Source organism: Streptomyces sp. NPDC005266 (assembly GCF_040607655.1).
Classification (GTDB): domain Bacteria; phylum Actinomycetota; class Actinomycetes; order Streptomycetales; family Streptomycetaceae; genus Streptomyces.
The window spans coordinates 88,784-101,173 of record NZ_JBEXHC010000014.1; the positions used below are offsets into that span (position 1 = coordinate 88,784).

Below are 12,390 nucleotides of genomic sequence, written 5' to 3' on the forward strand. Positions count from 1 at the left end.
TAATGCGCGACCAAGCGCATTAGGCCCGAGACCCCGAGCCGTGCCGGACCTTCCTCACGTGGGGAAGGAAGGTCCAGCACGGCTCGAGCCATGCCAGGGACCGGCATCAGGGGTCACATGATGGGGGTCCGGCACGGCTCGAGCCATACCAGAGACCGGCATCAGGGGTCACATGATGGGCGCCGGGGCAAAGGTGACCGGCAGGGTGGACACGCCGCGCATCATCAACGTGGACCGCCAGACGAGCTCTTCGGGGGCGACGGCCAGCGTCACATCCGGGAGGCGGTCGATCAGGACCTCGATCGCCGTCGTCGCGATGACCTCGGCCAGCTCACGGCCGGCCGGGGGGCAGCCGTGGGTGCCGTGGCTGAAGGCCATGTGGGCCTGGTTGCCGGCCGCCCCGGCCTGGAAGTCCGGCCGTACGTCGGGGTCGGCGTTGGCCGCGGCGAGGCTCAGCATCAGGCAGTCGCCCTTCCTGATGTGGCGTCCGCCGAGCATGGTGTCCTCGGCGGCCCAGCGGCCGATCCAGTTCGGGGCCGGGGTGGCCTCCCACAGCACCTCGTTGACCGCCTGGCCGACGCTGCGCCGCCCACCGGACATGGTGAGCGCGAACCGCTCGTCGGTGAGCATGAGCCGGAGCGCGTTGCCGATCAGGTCGGTGGTGGGCTGGTGGGCCGCGTAGACGCAGCCGATGAGATCGTTGATGATCTCCTCGTCGCTGAGACCCGCCGGATGGGACGCCAGATGCGAGGCGATGTTCGACGCCTCGGGGTTCGCCCGGACGTGCTCCAGCAGCGCCGCCATCCGAGCCAGCATGTTCCGGTGGGCGGCCTGGGTCCCGTTCCCGGAGACCAGGTCGATGGCGTCCTTCTGGAGGGCGGCGGATTCGGCCGCGTCCAGGCCGTAGAGGTGGTTCACCACCCGCAGCGGGATCTGGCCGGCGTACTCGGCCATCAGATCGGCACGGCCGCTGCCCGCGAAGGTGTCGATCAGCTCGTCCGCGACGCGCTCGCACTGCGCGCGCAGGTCGAACGGGTCCACGGACGCCAGACTGCCGCAGACCGCCTCGGCCCGGCGCTCGTGATCGGCGCCCTCGAGGAACAGCAGGGCCGGCCGGTAGCGGACGAATGTCATCAGCTCCCAGTCGGGCGGGACCCGGTCCCAGGAGTGCCATCGGCGTGAGTCACGGGCGAACAGGTTGGGGTCGGAGGTGACCCGGACCACCTCCCGGTAGCCGAGCACCATCCAGACGGGGACTCCGCCCTCCAGCAGGACCGGCGGGACCGGGCCGTGGTCGCGGCGGAGCTGCCGGTAGAGCTCGTCCGGGTCCTTCCGGAGCCGCTGGGTGTCCAGCGGTACGGCGTCCGGCTGCTCCGGCCAGGCGACGGGCGGCTCGGCAGGCGGCTCGGCAGGGGGTTCGGCAGGCGGCTCGGCAGGGGGTTCGGCAGACGGCTCCGCAGAGGGTTCGGCAGACGGCTCGGCAGACGGCCCCGCAGAGGGCTCGGCAGACGGCCCCGCAGAGGGCTCGGCAGACGGCCCCGCAGAGGGCTCGGCAGACGGCTCCGCAGAGGGTTCGGCAGACGGCTCGGCGGGCTGTTCGGCGGAGGGAAGCGGGTCCTCGGGTGGAGGCGTGGGCTCGGGTGTCGTCACGCGATGGTCTCCCGGGCGGCGTCGGCGGAGGACAGGGAGTAGAGATAGCGGGCGAGCGTGACCAGCACGGCCTTGCTGGAGTCGCGCTTGCGGGCGTCGCAGTCGATCATCGGGACCTCGGGCGGCAGATCGAGGGCCTCCCGCACCTCCTCCAGGGTGTGCTGCGGCTCGCTGAAGTTGTTGCGGGCCACGATGAACGGCGTCCCGTGGTGTTCGAGCCGGTCGAGCGCGTACCAGCAGTCGGCGAGCCGGTTGGTGTCCACAAGGACGACCGCGCCGAGGGTGCCGGAGAAGAGCCGGTCCCACAGGAACCAGAACCGTTCCTGTCCCGGGGCGCCGAACAGATACAGCACCATCTGCTCGTCCAGGCTGATGCGGCCGAAGTCGAAGGCGACCGTGGTGGTGGTCTTGTGCTGGACGAACGAGGCGTCATCGATGCCGACCCCCGCCTGGGTCATCGTCTCCTCGGTGCTGAGCGGGCGGATCTCGCTGACGGACCTGACCATCGTCGTCTTGCCGACGCCGAACCCGCCGACGATCACGATCTTGAGGCCGTCGCTCGCGCTCTCCCGCAGCGGGGCGCGGATGTCGCCGTCAGAGGTTCTGGAGTGCAACGAGCACCTTCTTCAGGGTTTCGGGGCCTGGCAGCCGCCCGTCGGGACGGACGGCATGCGGATGGCGCGCGGTGATCCGGCCGGTGTCGAGCAGATCGCACAGCAGGATCTTGACCACGCTGACGGGTAGTCCCAGGTACGAGGAGATCTCCACGACCGACAGGGGACGGCGGCACATCCGCAGGATCTTGGCGTGTTCGGACTGCATGCCCGGGGAGGGGTCGCACTCGCTGACGATCAGCGTGACCATGTCGAAGACGCTCTCGTCCGCGCGGCTGCGGCCACCCGTGACGGTGTACAGCCGATCCGGCTCCTCGTTGTCGAGCGGCCCACGGATCATGCCGTCGTCCCGCCGCCGCGGCCGTCCGCCGTCTCCCGCGGGGCGGCCCGCAGATGGTCACCGATCTGCTCGACGAGTTCGTTCATGTTGTGGCCGATGATGCCGACATCGGCGTCGTCGTGGGCCACGACGGCCAGATGGGCGCCCTCCCCGGCCTCGACGATGAACAGGATTCCGCCGTGGAACTCCGTCATCGACTGCCGTACGCCGCCGCTGCCGTCGCCGAACTCGATGGACGCGCCGTGGGAGAGGCTCTGGATGCCCGAGGCGATGGCCGCCAGCTGATCGGCCTGATCGACGGACAACCCGGAGGACAGGCACAGCTTGAGGCCGTCCCTCGACAGCACCAGGGCGTGGCGCGACCCCGGGGTCTTCTCCAGCAGGTTCTCCAACAGCCAGTCCAAGCTGCGGTCGGTGGTGTTCATCGGCGTTCCTTTGGTCACGGCTTGTCGTTCTGGGCAGGCTCGGCGGGCTCGGTGTGATCTGCGGGCTCCGGGGCCTCGGCGTTACGGGAAGCGCCGGTGGCGGAACCGCCGCGGGCCGCCTGGCGGAAGGCGCCGAAGCGGGCGCCGGCCTCCTCGGGGCTCGGACGGTCCGGCTTCGCCGTGGCCTGCGGCGCGGCGGCGGGGGTGGCCCGGGTAGCCGCGGCCAGCGTCTCGCCGCGGCGTCGCTTGGGCAGCCCGTTGACGGCGCGGGGAGGCGGTGGGGCGGCGGACCGGGGGGGCGCGGACTGCGGGACGGCGGACTGCGGGACGGCGGACTGGGGCGAGGCGGGCTCCGGGGCGGTGGTGCGGGCGGGCCCCGCGACGGCGGCCCGTGCCGCGGCGGGCGCGGGGGCGGCCGGCTGCCGGGACGCCTCGGCACGGGCGGGAGCGGGCGGTTCGGGGACGGAGTCCTGGTTGATGTGCGTGATCAACTGCTGCGGTATCAGCACCACGACGCCGGTACCTCCTCGAGAGGACGGCCGGAAGGAGACGGTGAGTTCGTGCTTACGGGCCAGACAGCCGACGACGGCGAGACCCAGCCGGGTCCCGGAGAGGGTCATCAGGTCCAGCGCTTCGGAGGAGACGGCCTTTTGGGCGCGGGCCAGGGCAGTGGGTCCCATGACCAGACCGCCGTCCTCGATGGTGACGACGACGCCGGCGTGCGTCTCCTCGACGTACACATGCACCTCCTCGGTGGGAGGCGAGAAGCTGGTGGCGTTGTCCATCAGCTCGGCGAGGGCGTGCATGACGCCCTCGGCGGCGTATCCGGCCACCGCGGCGTTGCTGGTCGAGTGGACCCGGACCCGCTGGTAGGCGCTGATCCGGCCGACCGCGCCGCGCAGGACGGACTCCATCACGATGGGCTTGGTCCAGCGGCGTCCGGAGCGCGCACCGGTCAGCACCGCGATGCTGTCCGCGATCCGGCCCGCCTGGGCGGTGGTGTGATCCAGCTTCAGCAGATCGCCCAGCACGCTCTCGTCGTGCCTGTTCTCCATCTCCCGCAGATCGGCGAGCATGCTGGTGGCCAGCGCCTGGACCCGGCCCGCGGCGTTGGCGCACGCCGCCATCGCGGAGGCGCGCATCCGCTCACCGGCGCCGATCTCCCGCAGCAGGGTGCGCAGCACCTGCTGGTGGCCGGGGCTGGAGGGCCGCTCCATCCGGTTCACCGCGGTGTCCACCGAACCACCGGCGCGCAGGCGCTTCACCGCGGCGGGAATCGTTTCAGCAGCGAGCCGGGCGGCCTCGATCTCATGCGCCGCCGCCGCCGACTCCAGCTCCGTGACCCGCTCCTTGAGCCGGCGGACGGCGCGCGAACGGTAGGTGGCGACCGCCAGGGCGATGCCCAGGAGGACGGCGGCCACCGCGCAGAAGACGGCGACGAGGGTGCGGTCGGCGGCGGGCACCCCTGCGGTCACCCACAGCCCCGCCCCACCGGCGGCGAGGGCGGCCAGCAAGGGGACGGCCCAGGCCTGCCGCGTCACCGAGGGCCCTTTGTGGCTATGGCTGGATATATGTGCTGACATCTATCAGGTCCTCATGGGCGCGTTCGTGGGGTTGAGGCTGGACCACGCGGACATCGAGCCGTGGGCGGCACATGCTAGTACTGCTGACGGGATTGTGACGTACATCGCTCGCCGGACGGAATTTGACGTTCCGTCAGCGTGGCCGGACTCCGCGCAGGTGGCGGCCGGGCTCGGGAATTACCGCCCGTCAGACGGGCTAGCGTTGCTAGAATTCCTCCCCATGCCCTCCACCGAACGCCGCGAACGTGAACGCGCCCAGCGCCACCAGCTGATCATTACGGCCGCGCGCGAGCTGGCCGAGGCCGAGGGCTGGGACGCGGTGACGACCCGTCGGCTGGCCGAACGCGTCGAATACAGCCAGCCCGTGCTCTACAGCCACTTCACCGGCATGGACGCCATCGTGCGGGCGGTGGCCATCGAGGGCTTCGACGATCTGGCCGCCCGGCTGCGCCGGGCCCGCCTGGCCCAGGCCGCGCCCGGGGAGGCGCTGCGCGCGGTGGGCCGCGCCTATCTGGAGTTCGCGGTGGAGCGCCCGGCGCTCTACGAGGCCATGTTCGTCATGCCCGTCGACATCCCGTTCGCGAGCGGGGACACACCCCCCGCGCTGCGCGCCGCCTTTGCCGAGCTGGTCACCGTCATCGGCCCGAGGGACGGCCGGGACGAGGTGTACGCGGAGGTCATCTGGAGCGCCCTGCACGGACTCGCCGTCCTGGCCCACGGCCGGCGCATGCCGGTGGAACGTCAGCGGGAGCGGCTGGAGATCCTGGTCGAGCGCTTCGCCCCGGACCTGGCGGACGTTCCGCGGAAAGTGCCGGGCGCCAGGGAACGCTGAGCGGATGCGGTGAAGTTCGCCGCTGATCCCTCGCCGTTCGGCATGGCCGAGGGCTTGGACGCCGAGAAGGATCAGCACTTGACTTCGCCGTAACCGCTTAGGGAAGGGACGGCAGGGGTACGGCCAGCTCGGCCCAGATGACCTTGCCCCGGGTGGTGTACCGGGTCCCCCAGCGTTCGGCGAACTGCGCCACCAGGAACAGTCCGCGGCCACCCTCGTCCGTCGTCGCCGCGTACCGCAGATGCGGGGAGGTGCTGCTGGTGTCGGAGACCTCGCAGATCAAGGTGCGGTCGCGGATCAGCTGGACCCGGATCGGGCCGGTGGCATGGCGGATGGCGTTGGTGATCAACTCGCTGAGGACCAGCTCGGTGGTGAACGCGGCCTCCTCCAGCCCCCACTCCGCCAGCTGCCTCATGACCTCGGCGCGCACCCCGGCCACGGCGGCGGGGTCGGAGGGGACGTCCATGGCGACGACCCGGTCGGGGCCCAGGGCCCGGGTGCGGGCGACGATCAGCGCGATGTCGTCGCTCGGGTTCGTGGGCAGCATCGCGTCCAGCACCTCGGCGCAGACCTTGTCGGGTGTCCGGTGGGGGTGGGCCAGGGCGTCGCGCAGCATCTCCAGACCGACATCGATCTCCCGGCGGCGGTCCTCGATGAGCCCGTCCGTATAGAGGACGAGATGGCTGTCCTCGGCCAGGTCCAGCTCGGCCGTCTCGAACGGCAGCCCGCCCAGACCCAGCGGCGGCCCGGCCGGCAGATCCGGGAACGTGACGCTCCCGTCGGGGCCCACCACCGCGGGCGGCGGATGACCGGCCCGGGCCATGGTGCAGCGCCGGGTCACCGGATCGTAGATCGCGTACAGACAGGTGGCCCCGATGGGCCCGATGATCGTCTCGCCTGGCGCCTCGCCGGGCTCGGCGCCCTCCGGGCTCACGGGGCTCTCGTCCTGGTCGATCCGGGCGATCAGATCGTCGAGGTGGAAGAGGATCTCGTCGGGCGGCAGATCGAGCGTGGAGAAGTTGTGCACCGCCGTCCGCAGCCGCCCCATCGTCGCCGCCGCGTGCAACCCGTGCCCCACCACGTCGCCCACCACCAGCGCCACCCGCGCACCCGGCAGCGGAATCACATCGAACCAGTCGCCCCCCACGCCCGACTCGGCGGGCAGATAGCGGAAGGCGACATCGAGGGCGTCCTGCTCGGGCACGGCGCTGGGCAGCAGGCTGTGCTGCAGGGTGACGGCCATGCCGTGCTCGCGGGTATAGCGCCGCGCGTTGTCGATGCACACCGCCGCGTGGGAGGCCAGCTCCTCGGCGAGCGAGATCTCCTCCTCCTCGAAGGGCTCACGCTGCTTCAGCCGCCAGAAGTTGACCATGCCGAGGAGGACGCCCCGGGCCCGCAGCGGGACCGTGACCAGGGAACGGACGCCGTAGTCGAGGACCCTGCGGGTACGGTCCGGGTCCTGCGCCTGCCAGCCGGCCGCCTCGCTCAGCTCCCGCTCCACGACGGGCCGTCCGCTGCCGAAACCCCATGCCTGGGGCGAGGAGGCGACGAACGAGAACCGGTGGCCGACCGGGTAGAAGGGGTGGTCGCGGCGCACGCCGTGCACCGCCGACCGGCACATCTCCAGGCCGCTGACCACGAGCGGCTCCTCACCGCGCAGCACGGGATCCGCCAGGTCGACCGTGACGAAGTCGGCGAAGCGGGCAACGGCCACCCGCGCCAGCTCCTCCGCGGTGCGGCCCACGTCCAGCGCGGTGCCGACCCCGACGCTGGCGTCGTACAGCAGCTTGAGCCGCTTCTGCGCCACATCGGCGCGGCCGGTCAGGGCACGCAGCTCGGTGGAGTCGCGCAGCGTCGCGACGCTGCCGGGCGGACCGCCGTCGCGGTCGGTGGGACGGTTGTTCACGGCCAGCAGCCGGTCGCCGGCGACCAGCACCTCATCGGTGATGACGCGCCCGGAGGCCAGCACATCGGCGACATGCGGCTCCAGCCCGAGCTCGTCGACCAGCCGCCCCTCCGATGCCGGCGGCAGATCGAGCAGCCGGGACGCCTCGTCGTTGGCGAGCACCAGCCGACCCTCGCCGTTGAGGATCAGCACCCCCTCGCGGACGGAGTGCAGCACCGCGTCGTGGTGCTCGTACATCCGCGTGATCTCGGCGGGGTCCAGGCTCCGGGTCTGTCGCAGCAATCGCCTGCTGACCAGCGCCGTGCCGCCGGCGGCGAGCAGGAACGAGGCGGAGACGGCGCCGATGAGCAGCGGCAGCTGGCGGTTGGCGAGCCCGCTCACCTTCTTGATGGTGATCCCGGCGCCGACCAGCCCGACGACCTTGTGGTGGCTGTCGTATACGGGGACGACCGCCTGCATCGCCCGGCCGAGCGTCCCCGGGCCGGTCTCGGTGATCGGACGCCCGGCCAGCGGCGGCCCGATGGTGCCGATGAAGTGTGTGCCGATCCGGTCCGGCTCGGGGTGGGTGAGCCGGATGCCCTTGGTGGTCATGACGACGACGAAGTCGAGCCCGGACTTCTTCCGGGCGGCCTCGGCCCGCGGCTGGAGCACGGCCGTCGGATGGCGGGAGTGCAGCGCCTCCACGATGCCCGGCGAGCCGGCGAAGCTCTCGGCGACGGCCAAGGACCGGCCGCGCGCCTCCCCGATGGCGTCACGCCGTACCTGGAGCACCAGCGCGACGGTCGCGGCGGCGCCGAGCAGCAGCACGATCACCAGTTGGAGAACGAAGACCTGGCCCGCGACGCTGCGCACGCTCAGCCACGGCCGGGGGCGCCGCCTCGCCGCCTCCGGGCGCTCACGCCGCCGGCTCTCCGGCTCATACGTTCTGTTCACTACCGATGACTTTCGGTGTGCGGCACTCCTTCACCACGCGGGGTGCCGGGCCCTGTGGTCTATGTAACCCTGAAGTCATGGCAATTCACCACACTTGCGGCGAATCGGTGCCACGCGGTTGCCGATCCCGCTGGACGAAGGAGCCGCAATGGCCAGTCACGTCGGTGGAGTTCAGGCAGGAGCCGCGCCGGGCCGCGCTCATGGGGCAGTGGGCGGATGGCTCGTCTTCGCGGCGGTCATGATGATCTTCGGGGGGCTGATGACCCTGTTCCAGGGCCTCACGGCCCTGCGCAGCGGCGACGTGTTCGTGGTCACGCCGAGCTATATCTTCCAGTTCAACCTCACCGGGTGGGGATGGGTGCATCTGTTCCTCGGCATCGCCATCCTGCTCGCCGGGTTCGCGGTGTTCAGCGGCGCCATGTGGGCCCGCGTCACGGGCGTGGTGCTGGCCGGTCTCGGTCTGATCTCCAACTTCCTCTGGCTGCCGTACTACCCGGTGTGGGCCATGGTGCTGCTCATCGTCGACGGCTTCGTCATCTGGGCACTGTGCGCGGGCGGCGGCACGGCGGAGAAGACGGAGAGGGTGGCCTAACACGCACGGACGACGAGGGGCGACCTGAGCGGATGCGGTGCAGTTCGCCGCTGATCCCTCGCCGTTCGGCCTGGCCGAGGGCTTGGACGCCGAGAAGGATCAGCACTTGACTTCGCCGTAACCGCTTAGCACGCACGGATGACGAGGGGCGACCGGACGACGAGGGGCGACCTAGAGGCCGATCACCACCAGCGCGGTGTCGTCGGCGGCCGGGCCACCGGTGATGCCGAGATCGGCGAGCAGCGCGTCTGCCATCGGCTGCGGCTGGAGCCCGCAGTGGTGGCAGAGGCTGGCGGTGAGCCGGTCCAGCCCGACGTCGATGTCCTCCTCACGGCGCTCGATCAGACCGTCGGTGTAGAGGACGAGGGTGGACCCGGTGGCGTAGCCGATGGTGGCCTGCGGCCGCCGCACATATTCGGACCGGACGCCCAGCGGGGGATCGGTGGCCTGGTCGAGCAGCTCCACTGTGCCCTGGACCCGGAGCAGCATGGGCGGCGGATGGCCCGCGCAGCTGTACGCGACGGTGTGCCCGGCCGGGTCGATCACCACCTGCACGACGGTCGCGGCCAACGCCCCCTCGACGAACTGGGCGTACAGCCCGAGCACCTCCAGCGCCTGCGCGGGCCCCTTGGAGGCCCTGGTGGCGGCGGACAGTGCGCTGCGCAGCTGCCCCATCACACACGCGGCCTCCAGCCCCTGACCCACCACATCGCCCACGGCGACGGCGATCCGCCCGTCGGCCAGATCGGTCAGCTCGTACCAGTCGCCGCACACGTTCAGCGAGCCCACGGCGGGGCGGTAGCGCACGGCCGCGTACGGATGCTCCTCCAGCCGGCTCGCGGGCAGCATCGCCCGCTGGAGGGCCAGCGCGGTCTCGCGCTCCCGGGCATGCGCCTTCCGCAGCCGTTCGTTGAACTCCTGGAGCTCCCGGGCGCGGAGGTAGAAGTCCGAGTCGGGCGCCTGGGCACCGGGGTTGCCGGTCCCGGTTCGGCTGACGAACGCCGTCACGTCCTCGACCCGGTGGACGATCAGCTCGACCGTGCCGGCCCGGCCGCACACGGGCGTGTTGATCTGGCTCCAGTACCGCTCCTCGAACCCGCCCTCGGCGCCCGGCACCGGGATGTCGTACTTCTCCAGCGCCATGGCGTCCCGCTCCCCCGTGCGCAGCACACGGAGCAGCGAGGTCTCCAGATTGCGGGTGCTGGTGGTCTCCGGATGGGCCGGGTTGTCGGGGAAGGCGTCGAAGACGTACCGGCCGAGCAGATCCTCGCGGGTACGCCGGGTGACACCCAGATATGCCTCGTTGACCGCGACGATCACCAGGTCGGGGCCCAGCACGAGAATCGGGCTCGGGGTGGCCTCGAAGAGAGCTTGATAGTCGATGTGCTGTCCCGTGGCGCGCTCCTGTGTGCGTACGCCTGCTGCGTCGGCCTCGCACGTCCGTCCCCCCTGTAACGGTCCCTCCAATGTAGCCCGCGGCGCTGCCACAGCCCATTGGAGCGCGTGTGGCGGCGGAGGGCACGGGGCACCCGGGAGCCATGCTGCTGGCTGATGTCGCCCGGACCTCGCGGGAGGTCGCGGCCACCGCCGCCCGCTCGGAGAAGATCGCCGCCCTGGCCCGGCTGTTCCGCCGCACGGAGCCGGCCGAGGCGCCCGTGGTGATCACGTACCTGGCGGGCAAGCTGCCGCAGCGCCGGACCGGGGTGGGCTGGTCCACCCTGCGGCAGCGGAGCGAGCCCGCCACCGCACCCCGGCTCGCGGTCCTCGATGTGCACCGGGCCCTGGACGAGGTGGCGGCCGTCTCCGGCACCGGCGCGACGGCGGAACGCAAGCGGCTGGTGGGCGAGCTGATGTCCGCCGCGACCGAGGAGGAGCAGCGCTTTCTGCTCGGTCTGATCGGCGGCGAGCTGCGGCAGGGCGCGCTGGCGGCGCTGGCCGCGGAGGGGCTCGCCCAGGCGGTGGGCGTCCCGGCCGACGCGGTGCGGCGGGCGGTGATGCTCGGCGGCTCGCTGGGCGCGGTCGCCGAGGCGCTGCTCGCGCGCGGCCCCGGCGCGCTGGACGACTTCCGGCTGGAGGTCGGGCGGCCGGTGCTGCCGATGCTCGCGCAGAGCGCCAGGGATGTGGACGAGGCCATGGACCGGCTCGGCGGCCCCTGTGCGGTCGAGGAGAAGCTCGACGGCATCCGGGTGCAGGTGCATCGGGACGGGGAGTACATACGGATCTACACCCGCACCCTCGACGAGATCACCGAGCGGCTGCCGGAGGTCGTCACGGCGGCCCGGGAGCTGGAGGTGGACCGCGCGGTCCTCGACGGCGAGGTCATCGCGCTGGACGACGAGGGGCGGCCGCGGCCGTTCCAGGAGATCTCCGGCCGGGTCGGCTCCCGGCTGGATGTGGCCGGGGCGTCGGCGGCGCTGCCGCTGTATCCCGTCTTCTTCGACGTGCTCGCGGTGGACGGCCGCGATCTGCTGGACCTCCCGGCCCGGGAGCGCCACGCCGAACTGGCCCGGATCGCACCCGGGCCCCGGCGGGTACGGCGGATGGTGGTGGAGGATCCGGGGGACCCGGAGACCCGGCGGGCGGCACGGGAGTTCGCCGCGGACGTCCTGGCCCGGGGTCACGAAGGGGTGCTGGCCAAGGCGCTGGAAGCGCCGTACGGCGCGGGTCGCCGCGGGGCGTCCTGGCTCAAGGTGAAACCGGTGCACACGCTGGATCTGGTGGTGCTGGCCGCAGAGTGGGGGCATGGCCGCCGGACCGGAAAGCTGTCCAACCTCCATCTGGGCGCGCGCCGGCCGGACGGCACGTTCGTGATGCTGGGCAAGACCTTCAAGGGGCTCACCGACGCGCTGCTGGAGTGGCAGACGGAGGCGCTGCTGGAGCGCGCGGTCAGCGACGAGGGCGGGGTGGTGCGGGTGCGGCCCGAGCTGGTGGTGGAGGTGGCCTTCGACGGTCTGCAGCGCTCGTCCCGCTATCCGGCGGGGGTCACCCTGCGCTTCGCGCGGGTGTTGCGTTACCGCGACGACAAACCGGCGGATCAGGCGGACACGGTCGAAACGGTGCTGGCCCTGCACACGGGCTGATCCCGGGCCGTCGAGCGGTCCGGGATCAGGCTGGATCGGGCCCGGTCAGGCGAGTTGTCCGCGTGGGTCGGGATCTCCCGGCCCAGGAAGAGGCCGGCCGAGGCCGGGACGGTGATGATGCCGGCGAGCAGCGCGGCCGGCGCTGCGGCGCGGGCGGGAAACAGGGGTTTGGGCCTCATGGGGGCGGCTCTCCTGTCGGTGGGGGTGGCTCATGCCGTCGCGAATTTCTCATCCGTGAACCACAGATCTCGCCCTGGACTCCTGTGGGCCTCAGGGAAGTCAGCCGGCCCCATCGAGGCGTCAAGGTCCACACCTTCGCCCGCTCAGACGCGGGAGAGAAGCGTCAAGGTCCACACCTTCGCCCGCTCAGACGCGGGAGAGAAGCGTCAAGGTCCACACCTTCGCCCGCTCAGGCGCGGGAGAGAAGCGTCAAGG

Annotated in this window: 10 protein-coding genes; 3 read left to right on the forward strand and 7 right to left on the reverse strand. The window is 71.8% G+C overall.

Annotation, left to right across the window (positions count from 1 at the left end; genetic code table 11):
- Positions 1-168 precede the first annotated feature (168 nt).
- From ABZU99_RS23475 to ABZU99_RS23495, 5 genes are read right to left on the reverse strand one after another with little or no spacing between them, the layout of a single operon-like run.
- Positions 169-1,650, reverse strand: a complete 1,482-nt coding sequence (locus tag ABZU99_RS23475) for a cytochrome P450 (protein WP_356045957.1) — start codon at positions 1,648-1,650, stop codon at positions 169-171.
- A complete protein-coding gene (locus ABZU99_RS23480; protein ID WP_355942543.1) occupies positions 1,647-2,264 on the reverse strand; it encodes an ATP/GTP-binding protein in 618 nt (205 codons plus the stop codon). The genes ABZU99_RS23475 and ABZU99_RS23480 overlap by 4 nt, the downstream gene beginning before the upstream one ends.
- Complete coding sequence (locus ABZU99_RS23485) at positions 2,245-2,604, reverse strand: DUF742 domain-containing protein (protein ID WP_355942546.1); 360 nt, start codon at positions 2,602-2,604, stop codon at positions 2,245-2,247. The genes ABZU99_RS23480 and ABZU99_RS23485 overlap by 20 nt, the downstream gene beginning before the upstream one ends.
- Positions 2,601-3,029 carry a roadblock/LC7 domain-containing protein gene (locus ABZU99_RS23490; RefSeq protein ID WP_355942549.1) on the reverse strand — a complete coding sequence of 143 codons (429 nt, stop codon included), beginning with the start codon at positions 3,027-3,029 and terminating at the stop codon, positions 2,601-2,603. The genes ABZU99_RS23485 and ABZU99_RS23490 overlap by 4 nt, the downstream gene beginning before the upstream one ends.
- A gap of 14 nt (positions 3,030-3,043) precedes the next feature.
- Positions 3,044-4,612, reverse strand: a complete 1,569-nt coding sequence (locus ABZU99_RS23495) for an ATP-binding protein (RefSeq protein ID WP_356045960.1) — start codon at positions 4,610-4,612, stop codon at positions 3,044-3,046.
- A gap of 220 nt (positions 4,613-4,832) precedes the next feature.
- On the opposite strand from ABZU99_RS23495, the gene ABZU99_RS23500 reads away from it, so the two are divergent.
- Complete coding sequence (locus ABZU99_RS23500) at positions 4,833-5,444, forward strand: TetR/AcrR family transcriptional regulator (protein ID WP_355942555.1); 612 nt, start codon at positions 4,833-4,835, stop codon at positions 5,442-5,444.
- Between the two features lie 97 nt (positions 5,445-5,541).
- On the opposite strand, the gene ABZU99_RS23505 is transcribed toward ABZU99_RS23500, so the two are convergent.
- Entirely contained in the window at positions 5,542-8,202 is a 2,661-nt protein-coding gene (locus tag ABZU99_RS23505; protein ID WP_356046037.1) for a SpoIIE family protein phosphatase, read from the reverse strand.
- 229 nt (positions 8,203-8,431) lie between these two features.
- On the opposite strand from ABZU99_RS23505, the gene ABZU99_RS23510 reads away from it, so the two are divergent.
- Positions 8,432-8,875 (forward strand): hypothetical protein, encoded by a 444-nt coding sequence (locus ABZU99_RS23510; RefSeq protein ID WP_355942558.1) that lies wholly within the window; start codon positions 8,432-8,434, stop codon positions 8,873-8,875.
- Positions 8,876-9,046: 171 nt separating this feature from the next.
- Here the strand turns inward: ABZU99_RS23510 and ABZU99_RS23515 are convergent, their stop codons facing one another.
- A complete protein-coding gene (locus tag ABZU99_RS23515; protein ID WP_356046039.1) occupies positions 9,047-10,258 on the reverse strand; it encodes a SpoIIE family protein phosphatase in 1,212 nt (403 codons plus the stop codon).
- A 155-nt stretch (positions 10,259-10,413) separates the two neighbouring features.
- Between ABZU99_RS23515 and ABZU99_RS23520 the strand changes: the two genes are divergently transcribed.
- Positions 10,414-11,955 carry an ATP-dependent DNA ligase gene (locus ABZU99_RS23520; protein ID WP_355942561.1) on the forward strand — a complete coding sequence of 514 codons (1,542 nt, stop codon included), beginning with the start codon at positions 10,414-10,416 and terminating at the stop codon, positions 11,953-11,955.
- Positions 11,956-12,390: the final 435 nt, after the last annotated feature.

Bases quoted from the DNA above. Each gene is read 5' to 3' on its own strand.
- ABZU99_RS23485 (WP_355942546.1), bottom strand. From the start codon at position 2,604: ATGATCCGTGGGCCGCTCGACAACGAGGAGCCGGATCGGCTGTACACC.
- ABZU99_RS23495 (WP_356045960.1), bottom strand. From the start codon at position 4,612: ATGTCAGCACATATATCCAGCCATAGCCACAAAGGGCCCTCGGTGACG.
- ABZU99_RS23490 (WP_355942549.1), bottom strand. From the start codon at position 3,029: ATGAACACCACCGACCGCAGCTTGGACTGGCTGTTGGAGAACCTGCTG.
- ABZU99_RS23500 (WP_355942555.1), top strand. From the start codon at position 4,833: ATGCCCTCCACCGAACGCCGCGAACGTGAACGCGCCCAGCGCCACCAG.
- ABZU99_RS23510 (WP_355942558.1), top strand. From the start codon at position 8,432: ATGGCCAGTCACGTCGGTGGAGTTCAGGCAGGAGCCGCGCCGGGCCGC.
- ABZU99_RS23520 (WP_355942561.1), top strand. From the start codon at position 10,414: ATGCTGCTGGCTGATGTCGCCCGGACCTCGCGGGAGGTCGCGGCCACC.